The organism is Thalassotalea sp. PP2-459, from assembly GCF_001913705.1.
In the GTDB taxonomy this organism is placed as follows: Bacteria; Pseudomonadota; Gammaproteobacteria; order Enterobacterales; family Alteromonadaceae; genus Thalassotalea_C; species Thalassotalea_C hakodatensis.
Window position 1 is genome coordinate 41,408 of sequence record NZ_MKQD01000015.1, and the last position, 18,235, is coordinate 59,642.

13 protein-coding genes are annotated in these 18,235 nt (G+C 38.3%); 11 read left to right on the top strand and 2 right to left on the bottom strand.

Annotated features, from left to right (window positions below):
- Window positions 1–3 precede the first annotated feature (3 nt).
- From BI291_RS02065 to BI291_RS02095, 7 genes are all read left to right on the top strand, one after another.
- Window positions 4–3,159, top strand: coding sequence for an EAL domain-containing protein (locus tag BI291_RS02065; RefSeq protein ID WP_074495986.1), 3,156 nt, complete (start codon window positions 4–6; stop codon window positions 3,157–3,159).
- Between the two features lie 72 nt (window positions 3,160–3,231).
- Window positions 3,232–3,627: a DNA polymerase III subunit psi gene (locus BI291_RS02070; RefSeq protein WP_074495988.1), complete on the top strand. Its 396-nt coding sequence runs from the start codon at window positions 3,232–3,234 to the stop codon at window positions 3,625–3,627.
- 55 nt (window positions 3,628–3,682) lie between these two features.
- Window positions 3,683–4,144, top strand: coding sequence for a ribosomal protein S18-alanine N-acetyltransferase (rimI, locus tag BI291_RS02075; RefSeq protein WP_074495990.1), 462 nt, complete (start codon window positions 3,683–3,685; stop codon window positions 4,142–4,144).
- Between the two features lie 156 nt (window positions 4,145–4,300).
- On the top strand, window positions 4,301–5,881 hold the full coding sequence (prfC, locus tag BI291_RS02080; RefSeq protein WP_074495992.1) for a peptide chain release factor 3: 1,581 nt from the start codon (window positions 4,301–4,303) through the stop codon (window positions 5,879–5,881).
- 94 nt (window positions 5,882–5,975) lie between these two features.
- The gene (gene argS / locus BI291_RS02085; RefSeq protein ID WP_074495994.1) at window positions 5,976–7,715 is read left to right on the top strand and encodes an arginine--tRNA ligase; all 1,740 of its coding nucleotides are present in this window, start codon (window positions 5,976–5,978) and stop codon (window positions 7,713–7,715) included.
- Between the two features lie 10 nt (window positions 7,716–7,725).
- The gene (locus BI291_RS02090; protein WP_074495996.1) at window positions 7,726–8,844 is read left to right on the top strand and encodes an HDOD domain-containing protein; all 1,119 of its coding nucleotides are present in this window, start codon (window positions 7,726–7,728) and stop codon (window positions 8,842–8,844) included.
- A gap of 29 nt (window positions 8,845–8,873) precedes the next feature.
- Entirely contained in the window at window positions 8,874–9,659 is a 786-nt protein-coding gene (locus BI291_RS02095; RefSeq protein WP_074495998.1) for a TatD family hydrolase, read from the top strand.
- Between the two features lie 6 nt (window positions 9,660–9,665).
- Here BI291_RS02095 and BI291_RS02100 read toward each other — a convergent pair whose 3' ends face one another.
- Window positions 9,666–10,265, bottom strand: coding sequence for an AhpA/YtjB family protein (locus BI291_RS02100; RefSeq protein ID WP_074496000.1), 600 nt, complete (start codon window positions 10,263–10,265; stop codon window positions 9,666–9,668).
- A gap of 111 nt (window positions 10,266–10,376) precedes the next feature.
- Between BI291_RS02100 and serB the strand changes: the two genes are divergently transcribed.
- Window positions 10,377–11,405, top strand: coding sequence for a phosphoserine phosphatase SerB (gene serB / locus BI291_RS02105; protein WP_254849504.1), 1,029 nt, complete (start codon window positions 10,377–10,379; stop codon window positions 11,403–11,405).
- Between the two features lie 77 nt (window positions 11,406–11,482).
- Here the strand turns inward: serB and BI291_RS02110 are convergent, their stop codons facing one another.
- Window positions 11,483–13,948 (bottom strand): PilZ domain-containing protein, encoded by a 2,466-nt coding sequence (locus BI291_RS02110; protein ID WP_074496001.1) that lies wholly within the window; start codon window positions 13,946–13,948, stop codon window positions 11,483–11,485.
- A gap of 146 nt (window positions 13,949–14,094) precedes the next feature.
- Between BI291_RS02110 and radA the strand changes: the two genes are divergently transcribed.
- The 3 genes from radA (at window position 14,095) to BI291_RS02125 (ending at window position 18,202) form a co-directional block, all read left to right on the top strand.
- On the top strand, window positions 14,095–15,456 hold the full coding sequence (radA, locus tag BI291_RS02115) for a DNA repair protein RadA (RefSeq protein WP_074496003.1): 1,362 nt from the start codon (window positions 14,095–14,097) through the stop codon (window positions 15,454–15,456).
- A gap of 37 nt (window positions 15,457–15,493) precedes the next feature.
- On the top strand, window positions 15,494–15,904 hold the full coding sequence (locus tag BI291_RS02120; RefSeq protein ID WP_074496006.1) for a hypothetical protein: 411 nt from the start codon (window positions 15,494–15,496) through the stop codon (window positions 15,902–15,904).
- A gap of 210 nt (window positions 15,905–16,114) precedes the next feature.
- Window positions 16,115–18,202 carry a M13 family metallopeptidase gene (locus tag BI291_RS02125; protein ID WP_074496008.1) on the top strand — a complete coding sequence of 696 codons (2,088 nt, stop codon included), beginning with the start codon at window positions 16,115–16,117 and terminating at the stop codon, window positions 18,200–18,202.
- The last annotated feature ends 33 nt before the right edge of the window (window positions 18,203–18,235 follow it).

Here is an 18,235-nt window from a genome sequence, read left to right on the forward strand (position 1 = left end):
CTTATGAAACGTTTTAACTTCAATCTTGTGATGATCGCCCTCTTGTTGTTTATGTTCAAGACTGGGGCGTTTCAAATTGATAATGATCAGTCTGACGAGCAACTTTACCAGACACTAATCGCAATTTCTGATGATAGTAAAATAAACAATCAACAAAAATTAAAGCAACTGCAGCAGTTTATCACGCGTGTAAGTATAAAAATGCACCCAAAAATATCTGCGCTGGCTCGAACAAAAGCAATGGCGATTGCGGCTATGGAAAATCAAACAGAAACATTAGTCGACTATCAACAAGAATTAAAAAACATTCCACTTGCAAACGATGAACAACAAATAATAAACCTACTTAGCGAGACCGCAGAAACAAACTTATACCGAATACAAGATAAGCATGTTTTGGTTATTGCAAAAGCTAAAGCGTTATTAGATCAGCTTTCGGTATTACCTATTTCTAAGCAAGATAACTACCTAGATTCAACATTAACGCTTTCAGTCAATGATCAAGCATTTCTTAATTATATAATTGCTAACAGTTATTTTGTCACCACCAATTACGAAGCTGCTCAACAGCACTTTCTCAGTGCGATGCAACTTTACCAATCAACCAAGAACCTTCAAGGGCAAGCGACGATTTACACCAACTTAGCCATGCTCAGTTGGGCACAACGTAACTATGAAAAAGCGCTAGCGCAAAATGAAAAGGCTTTCAATATCGCGCTTGTGCTTTCAAATGAGTTTATGTGGGTAAACACCATGCTAAATAAAGGTGTTTATTTCCAACATTTACGTCAATTTGATAATGCGTTAGCAACCTTTCAAAAGTTACTTGAACACCCCAGGATTGACGAATATCCCGAACAAAAAATTAAAGCATTGATCGCTAAAGCTGATGCCCTTCAAAAGATAGGCCTATTTGAAAAAAGTGAAACCTTTATTCAACAAGCATTACTGATTGCTACGGCTAACCATGATAACGTTAACCTTTACACAGGAAAAATAGCGTTGGGTAACCTACTCACTCAGCAAAAAAAATATGATGAAGCCCTTAAATTATACATTTCAGCTGAGAAATATTTCAAAAATAATCAACAACCTAGGCTACATTCTGCAGCATTGAAGTCTCTCAGTATCTTATTTGAGGTGAAAAAAGATTTTCAACAAGCGCTGTCGTATCATCAACAATACGCCACATTAAGCATTAATAGCCTTCGCAACGCACAGAAGGCGTCAATAATACGTTTAAATGAGCAATTTCAAGCCGACAATAAAGAAAAACAAATTCAATTATTGCAACAAGAAACGGCTCTACACCAATCAAATACTCAACAAGCCGAAGACCAAAAACGCTTTTTATTAATTTTGGTCATATCTAGCGCCATCATTATCATTTTATTAATCAGTCGACGTTACAGTAAAAAAGAAGCAGCAAAGCTACAACAAATGAATAGTGATATTGCAGCAAATGAAAAACAATTAATGTTGCTATCTTATGCTTTTAAAAGTACATCTGACGCAGTGTTTATTACCGATAATCAATTCAACATTGAAGCGGTCAATAATGCCTTTGTACAAATTACCCATAAAACAATGCATCAAGTTATCGGGAAAAAAGTCAATTTCGCGACAATAAACGGTCAAGATAAAAACTTAGCTGACAATATCATGCTGCAAGCAAAAATAGCAGATACCTGGCAAGGTGAGTTATATGAGCAACGCTCAAATAATGAAATATATCCGATAGAATTAGAAGTTGAAGCCATTAAAAACGAACAACTTGAGGTTATTCATTATCTTGGCGTTTTTCGTGATATTACTGCGCGTAAAAAAGCACAAGAACAACTTACTAGGCTTGCCACTCACGATGATTTAACGGGTTTACCCAACAGAGCACTATTTGAAAGTTTGATACAGCAATCATGTTTAAACGCAAAACATGTCAACAAGCTTCCGACATTACTACTCTTTGACATCAATGGCTTTAAAAAAATCAACGACTCTTATGGTCATCAATTTGGTGATACGATTATATGTGAAATAGCCAAACGTTTAAAACGGGTACTGTTCACAAAAGATGTCATCGCCCGCATTAACGGAGCTGAGTTTGGTATTTTAGTCGAGTTAAACAACCCAAAACATAGCGCAGTGAGAGTATCAAAAAAAATATTTTCGATATTCGAACAACCTTTCATGCACAATGAGGTGTCATTAACAATCAATGCAAGCATGGGCATAGCCCTATACCCTCAAGATAGTGACGATGCCCAAGAGTTATTACGAAAAGCTGCTGTTGCTATGCTTGATGCGAAAAAAACTGAAGGTTTATATTATCGTTTTTATGAAAGTAAAATGAACACTTCAGTGATGAAGCAACTTGAGCGCGAGCAAAAATTACTCAATGCAATTAACAATCAATATTTTGACTTTTATTATCAGCCTGTCGTTGATTTAGAAACTGACTTGATCATAGGTGCTGAAGCTTTGATTCGTTGGGTTGAGCCAGACGGCACCATTATTTCACCTGCTGAATTTATACCGTTAGCAGAGCAATCAGAAGTTATCGCTCAAATTGATCGCATCGCGATAAAACAAGTCTTTGATCAAGTAGCTGCGTGGCAGTTAGCAAACGTTCAGTTCGGGTCAATTGCCATCAACTTATCAGCGCAAATATTTTCTTCTCCCGATGAATTATTAACCATGTTACAGGCTAAAATAAGCCAAACTGGTGTTTCACCTGCTTGTATTAAATTCGAAATTACAGAAGGAATGCTGTTAACGGATGTGCAAACAGCCATTAAAACGATGCGAAAATTAAAAGCATTAGGCTTTAAACTATCATTAGACGACTTTGGTATCGGTTTTTCATCGCTAAATTATTTAAAAAAGTTTCCCGTTGATTGCATTAAAGTAGATAAAAGCTTCATTTTTAATTTACATAAGAGCGATATAGATCACAGTATCGTCAAAGCAATTATCTCTCTCGCTGAAACACTTCACTTACAAGTCATTGCAGAAGGTGTAGAACAGCAAACTCATGTTGACTTACTCAAAGACATGCAGTGTCACCAATATCAAGGATTCCATTTCAGTAAACCACTACCTGTTGAATTATTTGAAATAAAGTTAAAAAATAATACATCCTCCGATCTTACAAAGAGATAATGTTGAAATCACCTTAACAATTATCAGCAAGCAATTTATACTAGCCCCATTATTTTTCACGCTAAGTTAAGTATGGCTATCAACGAAAAACAATTTGTTTATTTACAAGAGATGGGCATCGAGCTATGGCAAAGAAAGTCGTTTGCGACACAAAGTGCCAACGTGGAAAAGTCATCACAAACAGATATTTCAGCACCTTCTGTTGAAATTGATCAGTTATTAACTGAACGTTTTTTTCTAGACACCATTCTTGCAATGGCTTTAAAACCATCAAGCTTTACTCAAGTTTCTCCCAATAAACTACAATGCGATGATTTTATTTGGCAATTTGTCAATGAAGCAACCATTGACTTTGAAAACAATGTATTAACAACGCCACCAATCACTGATATTTTTCAGCAACCAGCGTTAAAAAAACGTTTGTATCAACAACTTTTACCCGTGATTAACACTAATACTGTTGGCTAATGGCTACTAATTGCTAAAAAACATCTTATTTTACCTCTAAATACACTGCGAACCTATGACAACAAACACCACTGAACTGCAATTTACCTCAATTAATGAAGGGCACGTTCCTACTTTATTACCCATTGAAAATACTTGCCATAGCCATCCTTGGAGTGAGAAAGTTTTTCGCTCATGCATTGGTGGTCGATATTTTGGATTTCTAGCACAGCACCAAAAAGAAGTGGTTGGCTTTTATATCGCTGACCTTGTCGCCGATGAAGTCACACTTATGGATATTTGTATTGACCCCAAGCATCAAGGTAAAGGTTACGGTAAAGCACTAATGTTGCATTTGAATCAACAGTCGACCAATAAAGGTGCCACTACGCTTTTGCTCGAAGTTCGAGCAAAAAACATTTCAGCTTTAATGATGTATATTAATCAGGGGTTTATAGAAGTCGCTAGAAGAACAGGTTATTACCCAAGTAAAATCGGCTATGAAGACGCCATAGTAATGAAAAAAGAAATCTCATAACATGTTGAACGAAAAGCACCTGATGCATTTTAGCTGATAGCAATTAAATTGAAAAATCATAGAGTTTTTACTGCTCTTAACAGGCCTTTTAGGTATAATGCCGCGCGATAAATTTCTTATATTTCGAATCAACTACATCACTAACAGGTAATTTGCATGTCTGTACAACAGCAGGAAGTCGATATTCGTAGAACGTTTGCGATAATTTCTCACCCTGACGCCGGTAAAACTACGATCACCGAAAAGGTCTTACTTTTCGGACAAGCCTTGCAAAAAGCAGGTACCGTTAAAGGTAAAAAATCAGGACAACATGCAAAGTCTGACTGGATGGAAATGGAAAAAGACCGCGGTATATCAATTACTACCTCGGTAATGCAGTTCCCGTACAATGACTGCTTAGTTAATTTACTTGATACTCCTGGCCACGAAGATTTCTCGGAAGATACTTACCGCACATTAACCGCTGTTGATTCATGCTTGATGGTTATAGACACCGCTAAAGGTGTGGAAGATCGCACCATAAAGTTAATGGAAGTAACACGATTACGCGACACCCCCATCATCACCTTTATGAACAAAATGGACCGAGATGTACGTGATCCGATGGAAGTGATGGATGAAGTTGAAGACGTCTTAAAAATAAAATGTTCACCTGTAACTTGGCCTATCGGCATGGGTAAAGAGTTTAAAGGTGTTTACAATATTTTAGCCGATGAAACCATTCTTTATCAATCAGGCCAAGGCCATACTATTCAAGAAAAGCGTGTAATAAAAGGGCTAGATAACCCGGAACTTGATGCAGCCGTTGGCAACTATGCTGACGATCTACGTGAAGAACTTGAACTTGTTATTGGTGCTTCACATGAGTTTAATCTTGAAGAATTTTTAAATGGTGAATTAACACCAGTATTTTTCGGTACTGCTCTTGGTAACTTTGGCGTTGACCATATGTTAGATGGCCTAACTAAATGGGCACCAACACCTATGCCTAGAGCAACAAATACGCGAGATGTTAAAGCAACAGAAGATAAGTTTTCAGGCTTCGTGTTTAAAATACAAGCAAACATGGACCCTAAACACCGTGACCGTATTGCTTTTATGCGTATTGTCTCAGGTAAATATGAAAAAGGTATGAAAATGCGTCAGGTACGCATTGGTAAAGATGTAAAAATTGCTGATGCTGTTACTTTTATGGCAGGTGATCGCGCTAACGTTGAACAAGCCTTTGCCGGCGATATTATCGGTTTACATAATCACGGTAGCATACAAATTGGTGATTCATTTACCGCAGGTGAAGACATGAAATTCACCGGAATTCCTAATTTTGCACCGGAATTATTTAGACGTATTCGTTTACGGGATCCATTAAAAGCCAAACAACTACAAAAAGGGTTAATACAGCTTTCTGAAGAAGGTGCTGTTCAAGTTTTCCGGCCTTTTAGTTCTAATGACATGATTGTTGGTGCTGTTGGTGTGCTTCAGTTTGAGGTTGTTGTTCAGCGCTTGAAGTCAGAATACAACGTTGATGCTATTTATGAACCTATCAGTGTTGCAACAGCTCGTTGGTGTAGCTGTGACGATGAACGAATTCTTGAGCAATTCCAGAAAAAAGCCTATGACAATTTAGCGCTTGATGGTGGTGATAACCTTACCTATATTGCGCCAACGATGGTAAACCTTAATTTAGCACAAGAACGTCATCCTGATATTACATTCCATCACACGCGCGAACATTAAGTGTGGGTATTGACGTTAAACAAGTAACAATCATTCAATAATTGCTTTAGGGTTTCCTTTAGCGTGCGAATTAGCAGATAGATAGAGATAACAGATGAATATTAAACAACTACTTGCTGAAAGAGTCACTACAGCGATGGTAGCAGCAGGCTTACCTGAAGATACAAATCCAGCAGTAAGTGTCTCCACAAAACCACAATTTGGCGATTATCAAGCAAATGGCGTAATGGGAGCAGCTAAAAAGCTGAAAACAAACCCTCGTGAATTGGCGACAAAAGTTGTTGAAAACTTAGATCTTAACGGCATAGCAAGTAAAGTTGAATTAGCAGGTCCTGGCTTTATTAATATTCATTTAGCTGACACCTGGTTAACTAAGCAGTTAATCAATACTGCTAGCGATAAACATTTAGGCGTGACACAACGTGCTGAACCACAAAATGTTGTGGTTGATTATTCTGCACCAAATTTAGCCAAAGAAATGCATGTTGGCCACTTACGCTCTACGATTATTGGTGATGCTGTCGTTAGGGCGCTAGAATTTCGTGGTGACAATGTCATTCGTCAAAACCACATGGGTGACTGGGGCACACAGTTTGGCATGTTGCTCGCTCACCTTAACGATAAATTACAAGCGAATGAAGTCGCTGAAACGGCACTGGCTGATTTAGAAACGTTCTATCGTGAAGCTAAAATTCGCTTTGATAATGAAGAAGGTTTTGCCGATCGTGCCCGAGATTATGTTGTTAAACTACAAGGTGGCGACAGTAAATGCGCTACACTTTGGCAACAATTTATTGATATTTCTATCACCCATAGCGAAGAGATTTATCAAAAACTTAATGTCACGTTAACCCGCCAAGATATTATGGGCGAAAGTGCATATAATGATGACTTATCAGCCGTTATCGATGAATTAATGGCACAACATATTGCCGTTGAAGATCAAGGGGCAAAAGTTGTCTTCATTGATGAAATGGCAAATAAAGATGGTGAACCTTCCGTATTTATCGTGCAAAAGTCAGGCGGTGGTTATTTATATGCAACAACAGATTTATCCGCCTGCCGCTATCGTAGCAAGACACTAAACGCTGATCGTATTATTATCTTCACTGATGCTCGTCAATCATTACATTTCAAGCAAGTAGAAGTCGTAGCACGCAAAGCTGGTTTCTTACCTGACCATGTTCGTTATGATCATTGCCCTTTTGGTATGATGATGGGTGATGATGGTAAACCTTTTAAAACCAGAACAGGTGGCACGATCAAGCTTGCAGAATTACTTGATGAAGCGGTTATTCGTGCGCAGAGTGTGATTAAAGAAAAGAACCCTGATTACAACGACGAACAATTAGCTACCATTGCTAAAAAAGTTGGCATTGGCGCGGTTAAATTTGCCGACCTTTCAAAAAACCGCACCAGCGATTACATCTTTAACTGGCAAACCATGCTAAGTTTTGAAGGTGCTACAGCACCTTATTTACAATATGCATATTCTCGTATTCAAAGTATTTTTTCTAAAGCAGCTATTTCGCCACAATCACTGAATACAGCGTTTAAAGTAATTGAACCACAAGAAAAAGCACTAGCACTAAAAGTCTTACAATTAGAAGATGTAATAGATGCAGTGATCAACGATTGTACACCTAACCTTTTATGTAATTACCTTTACGAATTAGCCAGTCTTTACATGAGTTTTTATGAGGCTTGCCCTATTTTAAAAGATGGTATTGCACCTGAGGTTAAAACTGCACGCTTGGCACTTTGCGCACAAGTTTCCAATGTATTAAAGCAAGGCTTAGAAATTCTTGGTATTGATATAATGGAAAGAATGTAAGGAAAGTGACATGAAAGTGTTGCTAATAGATAATGGTGAGCAATCACTTTCTCCCATTAATACCTTATTAAAACAGCGCCGGTGTAAAACGGCTTACATTACAGACGCGGTAATGGGCATAAAGCTGCTGCAAAAGCATGCTTTTGATGTGGTTATTATCGCTGATAAGCCTATACGTACTACCCTAGCGAATTTGTTAAAAGCAATTGCGCTTAAATTTCCACAGGTAGTACGCTTTGCCGTTATTGCAGAGGGTAACATTAACGAAGACTTATCAGCTCATTATTTGTATCACCATCCTATTGATGCGCCTAAAATCATCAAAACGATTATTGCTCTTGGCTCTGCACATCAACAAATCACAAAAGCAGTCGTTGTAAAAACAGTAGCACAAGTAAAAACGTTACCTAGCCCGCCCAAAGTTTACTTACAATTAAATCGCCTACTCAAGCAAGCGAATGTTGATTCAAATAAAATCGCAGAAATAGTGTCGCAAGACCCAGCCTTAGCTGCCAAAGTCATTCAGTTTACAAACAACACTTTTGCACAAAGCGATAAGCCTATAACCAATATTAGCGAAGCGATCACTAAAATGGGAGTTGATACTCTTAGCTGTATTGTCATGACTGCCGAGCTTTTTTCTTATCAGCCCGATATTCCCAATTACTCAATTATTGATGAGCAATTAAAAGCGCTTAATACAGCAAAATTAGCAGCATCATTGGTCCCAGTAACACTCAAACAGGATGCGCTATTAGCAGGCCTTTTACATAGCATAGGTAAGTTAGTGTTATTTGAAATGGATAAAAAACTTACGCTAACATTTTTTAATCATCATGCAAAAATGACCGATGATATTGCCCTTGAACAACGAATATTTTCTACAGACCATTGCCAAGTTGGTGCCTATTTATTACATATTTGGGGATTTCCTTACAACTTGATTGAAGCGGTATTATATCAATATACACCTGAAAATCTTCTAGGTAACACCCTTGGCATTTCACAAGCAACCTATTTAGCGAATGCATTACTGAGTAAAAAAGAAATTGATCAAACATTTGTCACGCACTACCAACTTGAGCCACAATTAGAAAAACTACAAAATAACGCTGCAAAATTCATGTAACAAAGGTTAACAGCCCTTAGGTCACGCTTATGTTATTTACCGACAGTCATTGCCATTTAGACTTTCAGCCGCTTAATGAAGATCCAAATGCATTATTTACCCAATGCATTAAGGCCAATATTCACCGCATTATAGTGCCTGCAGTATCTCCTAAAAACTGGCAGCAAGTATTAACATTGAAGCGAGAAAGCAGAAAAAATCTTACTATATTACCCTGTTTAGGTATTCACCCTTGGTACCTAAAAGGTTTAACATTTCAAGTATTAGAACAGTTAGCAGCGATGATTGAAAAACACCAAGAACATCTTATTGCGATTGGTGAATGCGGCATTGATGGAAAAATAGCAAAAGAACAAAATAACCTCGTACAACAACAACAGTTTTTTCGTCAGCAGGTTTTACTTGCAAAGCAATATCATAAACCTCTCATTATTCATCATCGGCGTTCTCATAACGAGCTCATAGAAATTTTAAAGCAAGAAAAGCCTCAAACAGGTGGTTTTTTACATGGTTTTTCTGGTAGTTACCAACAAGGAAAAACCTATATTGACATGGGTTTTAAACTTGGTATTGGTGGCACAATTACTTACGAAAGAGCCGAAAAAACTCGTAAAGCTGTTAAACGCTTCCCATTAGACACATTAGTGTTAGAAACTGACGCACCTGCAATGCCTTTATCGGGGGAGCAAGGTCAACCAAACTCGCCACTGAATATCATTAAAGTTTTTGAGCAATTATGTTTATTGCGTGTTGAAACACCAGAAGATATTGCCACGCAACTTGAAGTTAATGTTGATAACATTGTACATGTTTAAGAACGATTACTTGGCTAGACGAAAACTTTGACGGCTAAAACGATTTAATCCGCGGGTTAGTAAAAAACCAACCACACCTGCCAGCATTATCATCAGACGGAAATCAGCAAACTGTTCATCACTTGCAGCTTCTAATGAACGCGTAAACGGCTCTTTAAGTAACGTTACCCGTAAATACCCTTTTAACGTTGCATCACGTACTTCATGAACTACTGGTAAATATTGAGACTCATTAGGTGCTAGGTAATCCCCTAACCCATATAGCGCAAGGACTGACTGTTGTTCAACATTAGACAGTATTAACTGGCCGGTTTCATCATAGATAGAAATATCTTTGATCCAAGGAGTGTTAGTCGTTTGATCAATATATTGCTGTAATTTTTCTGGGTTTTCATGCCATAGTGTTAAACTAGTGATCGCCATTTGGCTGACAACTTCATCTGAAAGCTCAATAAAGTGCTCATTAATTGCTGATTGTTGATCACCGTAGCTAAACACCCAAATGTTCATCACCAGCACAATAAGTATTATCGCTATAGCTAATTGCGTTATTTTATTATAAATAGATGACAATCTAGGGTATAAATGCGGTTGATTTTGTTTCATATAGCAAATCTCGTCACGCGTTAACCACACTATAAAGTGTTATACTCGACAATGAAATATACGCAAGACAATATTTTCAACTAAATATAACTAAACTTAAAAGGCAGAGCCGTGGCTAGTATAGTAACTCACTTCCCGCTAAATAATTTTTCCAAACAACAATTATCACAAGTTTTTATAGAAGATGAACTAAATCTTCCTCAGTCGTTAACATTAAATGAACATGCCTTAGCATTGCTTGTTACGGATGATGAAAAAGCATCATTCATTGCCGATCACAATATAGAACTCGTGGTATTTTCCACATTAACCTTATCTGATTTATTAGCACTTACACACGAATGTGACATTACCTTGATTGCTCTCACAGCTATTAATCATAGATCTTCATTAACAAGTTATCGATTTGCGATTAACTGCCACTCACTGGAGAAAAGCGTCAATTCACTTGCCGACTTTACACGCAATCAAGCCATTGAAGCTGCCATTATTCAACATGCGCCTTTGTTATCTCAACCTGGCTTATTAGTCATGGATATGGACTCAACCACTATAGAAATTGAGTGCATTGATGAAATAGCCGTATTAGCTGGTGTTGGTGAACAAGTAGCGGAAGTCACCGAGCGCGCAATGCAAGGAGAATTAGATTTTGCTCAAAGCTTACATCAACGTGTAGCCACTTTAGCGAATGCTCCTGAGTCAATTTTAGCAGAGGTAGTGAAAAATCTACCATTAATGGCAGGCTTAACGACCCTAGTCGATACCCTAAAAGCACATAAATGGCGAATCGCCATAGCCTCAGGAGGGTTTACCTATTTTGCCGACCATTTACAGCAGCTACTTGAATTAGATGCAGCACACGCAAACATACTTGAAATCGTAGACAAAAAATTAACAGGTAACGTCATTGGTGATGTTGTCGATGCGCAAGCAAAAGCCGAGTGTTTAATACAATTAGCAAATACATTTAATATTGAGGCAACGCAAACAGTTGCAATGGGTGATGGCGCCAACGATTTAATTATGATGAAAGCTGCGCATCTAGGAGTAGCCTTTCATGCTAAACCTATTGTGGTGAAACAAGCGGACACGACCATCAATAATGCAGGTTTAGATTTAATGCTTCACTGGTTGGCATAAGTTTTTAGACAGATCGTTCGTTGAGTTTGTATTAAGCACATTCAACGAACAAATTACATTAGGACAGGAGTGAACTATCACATATCATTGGCCATTAATTGATAGCGATTAAGCGCTTCGTGCGTCACATCAATAAGTTGTACTACCCCAACAACACTCCATATATCTTGTTCGATTTGTTTTCCGCGGTGTATTGCATATGCACTGATATAACTAAGTTCAGGGTTTAAATATTTCATATCAGGATCATCAGTACGAGATAACTTCATTTGAATACAATAAAACTCTCCGCGTTTTAATGCATTTTTAATAAACATTTTTTTAAACATATCTGACTGCAGATCAGAACCAAGCTTTGTATTCACCGCTTGTTCAACAATATCATTTTCTGGATTGATAGAAATATATAAAGTTTCATCAATCGATGTATCTTCCGGTTGCATCTTCTTCAGCGACTCATTAAAGAAATTCGTCGCTTTCAAATGGCTTAGCACAGGGTATAAATTAAAATGATGAACCCTGTCGCTAATCCGTTTGCATTGACGTAATAATGGGCTTTCGTCATCATTGGTTGCAATGGTCTCATATTTATAACGGCTACCACTAGTTTGCACCACGACTGAAATAGTTTGTAAACTGCGACTATAAATATTACGTAATGCTTTTGCCAACCCAGGGCTAAACATCGCGTATTCATCGGGAGTGAGCTTATCACGGTTTTTTTCAATTAACGCTTTAAAAAAGGAGCGCCCTATGTGTTTATGCTTTTCAACATAAACACGTAAATGTAAAACCGTTTTATCTTTACTAACTCGCATGACCTCGTAAGGCAACTCATTTAAATCAAATGACGAGGTAATCTTTTGCAGCTGCATAAAAGAAACATTAATGATGTTGCCGCGAGTTAATACACAAGGCTTTTCTAGTTCAACTTTCAAACCAGAGGTTGAAAAATCTTCAGATATCCCCTGCCACTGAACCCCCTCTGAGGAGACAGCAAGAGGTGTTTTGTACTTAAACCTAGGCTCTTGTCGTTGATTATTAAAGTTAATACCAACGTCATCTATCGCCAAAGGTTCTGCTAATCTTTTATGGCCAAAATTTTTCAGTTTATTTGTATTGATATCATCAAAATTGAACCCTTTATAAAAGTCAATAATTTCTGGAGAGTCAATACGTTGTGCAATCACCAGCATCGACAAATTAGATATCGATAACAAAACATCTTCAGTAATAGGCTGATTCAAGTGTTGATCACGTTTAGCAAGACTATTCGCCAACGTTAACGGAGATTCAGCGTATGATTCATCTAATGGTAACGTATAAAGTTGATGAACAGCAAAACTTGCTTTATTGGCTGCAAACCCAAAAAAATGCATTCTAAAAACATCGTCATCTTCAAGCTGAATAGAATCTGCAGTGTAAAAATATGCTTTGCCATTACTGTCATGCACAAAACTATACACGAGTAATGGTGAATGCTTTGAAGCGTGCTTTTTAATGCGTAATAAACGTTCAGGGGTAACAAGATAGTTTAATGTACTGTGGCGAGACTCATCTTGCCAATATTGAAAGGTGCCTTGGTTGTTATGACAAGTCAACACGTACCTTGGCAAAATGCCATCATCGGTATCTTCAATAAAAATAGGCAACTCATTCGATTTAGGTAACACAAATTGTTCAATACATCTAGAATGTAGGGCAGAAATTGTGTTATCTAAATTGATCTTATATCGACGTTTATTGCCTTGAATAAAGCCGGCAAGAAATTGCCGAAAACCATCCCGTTTTACATCGCTATCAGGTACTCGTTCAAGCCCTACTAATTGTACGTTATCAACTAGTTGAATATTTTTAACTTGATAACGATAATGACTATTTTTACCAAACTGAAAATCATTCTCAAGCCCTGTAAAGCGTACTATGAGTACATGACGCATGGTAATTTTATGTTTACCACTATAACGGAATTTACAACCATGCACGCTTATATCTGAACTGGAAACTTCGATTTCTTTACCATCAGGAAGCTCAACGATTAATGGAATAGCGAAATTCATCCGCTCTTCTTTGCGGTTAAAGTAAGGTCCAAATCGCAGTAACTCTGCAGGATATTGCGTTTTCTCAAACACTTTAGCTTTAGGAGCAGGGCTAGGAGGTACAGTACCAGAAAGCTGATCTTTTTCACGATGGTACATCACTCTAAAATTGTTTTCAGTGTTCATCACCGCTTCATAAACAGCTAGCGTATAACCACCGTACAATTCGAGGGTATCTTCAAAAGCCCTAATTGCAATATCATCAAGATAATGCGTTCTATTTTCATGTACATATGGGCGGCACTCACCATCAACATGCCCACGTAAGTCAATTAAACGCGTACACGGTGTTGCAAGGCGCTTAACTTCCATTTTAACTAAAAAGCGATCAGACTTTGGTAACTTTACTGTTGCTTCGTTAAAACGAGATTCAAAATCCTCAGCCGTGACAGTACCGGAAAATTCATCGATTATCGCTTGATATTTTGAAAAATCTTTAGTCATTTGCTCATCAAAGTTAGTACAATTACGTTAAGGCTATACCTATAGTCGAAATCATTATAATGTGAATCAGTTAAATGTCATACACTAAGTTGACTTTTAATACACTTAATCTAATTTTTTAAAGCAATAAGCGTACCTTTTATACAATGGCAAAAAATAAACCCTCTTACGTCTGCACAGAATGTGGCGCTGATTACTCTCGCTGGCTTGGACAATGTAATGAATGCAAATCATGGAATACCATTTCAGAATTTAGACAACCAAAGGTTTCAAATAAACAGCAGCGCTATGTCGGTTATGCTGGCCAAACTGAAGCACAAGTTCAAACACTTGATACCATTGATTTAGCAGAACTACCGAGATTTTCTGCTGGTTTTGCAGAGTTTGACCGTGTATTAGGTGGCGGTATTGTACCTGGTAGCGCTATCCTTATTGGCGGTGAACCAGGTGCAGGTAAATCAACACTATTATTGCAAACCATGTGTACCCTCTCAGAACATATGTCTACTTTATATGTTACCGGTGAAGAATCATTACAACAGGTTGCAATGCGCGCTAAAAGGCTTGGTTTAACCGCAGACAAGCTAAAATTGTTATCAGAGACAAGCGTAGAAAATATTTGTCATATTGCTGAAAAAGAACAACCTAAAATCATGGTAATTGATTCTATTCAAGTGATGCATATGGCTGATATTCAATCAGCGCCTGGTAGTGTATCGCAAGTACGGGAAGCGGCGGCTTTTCTCACTCGTTTTGCTAAACAAAACCATGTAGCCATGATTTTAGTGGGCCATGTGACAAAAGACGGTGCATTAGCAGGGCCAAAAGTATTAGAACACTGTATTGATTGCTCTATTATGCTAGAAGGCAGTACCGACTCCCGTTATCGCACCTTACGTGGTAATAAAAACCGCTTTGGCGCAGTGAATGAATTAGGCGTGTTTGCCATGACAGGTACAGGCCTAAAAGAAGTTAAAAACCCATCTGCAATCTTTCTCACCCGAAGTGAAGAACAAACACCAGGCAGTATCGTCATGGTACTTTGGGAGGGAACAAGGCCGTTATTAGTTGAAATTCAAGCGCTTGTTGACCATTCAGCCTTAGGTAACCCACGAAGGGTTGCCGTTGGTGCTGAACAAAATCGCCTCGCCATGTTATTGGCTATTTTAAACCGTCATGGCGGCTTACAAATGAATGATCAAGATGTTTTTGTCAATGTTGTGGGTGGTGTAAAAGTATCTGAAACCAGTGTTGATTTAGCACTCATGTTAGCGTTAGTGTCAAGCTTTCGGGATAAAGCCTTGCCACAAGATTTAGTGGTATTTGGCGAAGTAGGTTTATCTGGAGAAATTAGGCCAGTACCCAGTGGCCAAGAGCGAATTAACGAGGCGGCAAAACATGGTTTTAAACGCGCCATTGTACCTTTTGCTAATATGCCAAAAGATCGTATTGAAGGGATGGAAGTCATCGGCGTAAAAAAAATCAGCGACGCATTAGAAGTCATTTAACGCATATTAAAAAGCTCTAAATAACCAGGAAACTACAATGAAAGTAAACCACGTAATACTCATCCTAAGCCTAAGCTGTATATCTCTGTGTGGCTGGGCAAGCAACAATCCGTTTATCGGCACTTGGCAATTAGTTTCAGGTGAATATGTTAATAATAAAAATGAAACCATTACATATAAATCAATTGGAATACGTTCTCAAAAGGTCATTGGTGAAAAACATTTTAGTTTCGTTACTTTTTCACAAGATAAATTTTGGGCCGCAGGCACAGGTAGTTATCAATTTACCAACACCACCTATAGCGAAAAACCAAGTATGGCGTCATACCCTTTAGAGGGTAATGGTGTATACACCTTTCACTATGAGATGAAAAATGACCAATGGCATAACTCACGCTGGCATGATGGCAAACGCGTTGAGTATGAAATTTGGCAAAAAGTACAATAAAGATTACAAAACCAGCTATTCTTCACTGTGCTTCAACGAAGAAGGTAGATCATAAAGTAGATATTTACTTGTTTTAATTTATTTTATCATTCAAAAATTGGTTATTAATCTTATCAATTAGGTTACTTAGCGGTTCATGGTTGACTTTATTGGGCTAGTCGCCATTATAAGTAGCGTAAAAATGACTTATAAAAACGATAAGAGACATCTATGAAAAAATCACTTTTAGCCATTTCTATCGCTACAATCTTGCTAAGCGCATGTAGCGAACAAACGACCTCAACGACCGTTAGCCAAGAAGCTAACGTTGAAAATACCGCAGAAACTAGCACAACAGCCAAAGCTGAACTAGGTTCATTCGGTGTAGATTTAACGGCTCGTAACCTTACCGTTAAACCAGGCGACGACTTCTTCATGTACGCTAGTGGCAACTGGTACGATAATTACGAAATGCCAGCAGATAAAACCCGCTATGGTGCATTTAACGCGTTAGCAGAGCGCAGCGAAAAACAAGTTAAAGAAATAATTGATGATGTAACTTCACGCGATAACTTAAATGCTGAAGAACAAAAGGTAGCTGATTTTTATCACAGCTACATGGATGTTGAAACCATCAACAAACTTGGACTATCCCCTATTCAATCGACTCTTGATGACATTGCAGCCGTTGATTCTGTTGATGATTTAACAAAAATGTTTGGTCAAGCATGGTTAACCGGTACGACAAGTCCATTAAGTGGTGGTATGTGGTTTAACCGTTTAGACCCTGACAAGTATGAAATGTCTATCGGTGCAAGCGGATTAGGTATGCCAGATCGCTCATATTATTTAGTAGACAGCGAACGATTTGAAAAAACGCGCGCTGCTTATGTCGCTCACATTGCTGAAATGCTTGCGTTCGCTGGCGTTGAAAACGGTGAAGAAAAAGCAAAAGCCATTTTAGCATTAGAAACGAAAATTGCCGAAGGCCACTGGCCGAGAGAAAAACGACGTAACCGCGACTTAACGTTAAACCAGATTGAACGTGCTAATTTATCAAAAGAATACCCTGGTTTTAACTGGGATCTATACTTTGCTCAAACAGAATATAAAGTTCCCCAATTAAATATTTCACAGCCTGAGCCTGTTAAGGCGATGATCAGCTTAATTAATGATGAAGAGCTAAGTGTGTGGAAAGACTATATGACTTACCATACCATCTCTAATAACTCATCATTACTAGCTGAAGATATTTACGCGGCTAACTTCAAGTTTTACGGTACTGAATTACGCGGCCAACAAGAACCTCGTCCTCGTTGGAAACGTGCTGTAGCTCAAATGTCTGGTACACAATCTCTTGGTTTTGCCATTGGTAAAGTGTACGTAGATAAATACTTTCCTGAGTCATCTAAACAGCAAATGTCTGAGTTAGTTGAAAATTTACGAAAAGCCATGGGCGAGCGTATTGATGGATTAGATTGGATGGGCAAAGAAACAAAAGTAAACGCTCATGAAAAACTAACCGCTTTCAATCCAAAAATTGGTTACCCTGATGTTTGGCAGTCATTTGACGGTCTTGAAATCTCAAGTAAAGATTTACTTGGCAATATTAAAAACATTCGCCAATTCTTCCGTGCTGACAGTGCGGCCAAAGAATTAGAAAAAACTGATCGTAATCGTTGGGGTATGACACCACAACAAGTTAACGCCTATTACAACAGTTCATTTAATGAAATTGTATTCCCAGCAGCAATATTACAACCACCATTTTTCGATCCAAACGCAGATCCTGCGGTAAACTACGGCGGAATCGGTGCAGTAATTGGTCACGAAATGGGCCATGGATTTGATGATCAAGGGTCAAAATCAGATGCTAACGGTATTCAACGTAATTGGTGGACAGACGAAGATCGTGCCGCATTCGATGCAAAAGCTGATCAACTTGCAGCACAATATAACAAGTACGAACCTATTCCAGAAAACTTTGTAAATGGCCGAAACAGCCTAGGTGAAAACATTGGTGATGTTGGCGGTATCGCGATGGCATACCATGCTTATAAACTAAGCTTAAACGGTAAAGAGGCGCCTATCATTGATGGCTTAACCGGTGATCAACGTTTCTTCCTCGCATGGGCACAAGTATGGAAAGAGAAACGCACTGAGAAAAGTATGTTGAGCCAACTTCGTGCAGGTACACACGCACCAGGACGTTTCCGTGCCCTTGCACCAAGAAATCACGACGCTTGGTATAAGGCATTTGATGTTAAAGAAGGTGATGAACTTTATTTAGCCCCAGAAGATCGTGTACGTATTTGGTAACACACAAAGAGTAAGCAAACAAAAACCGGCTTC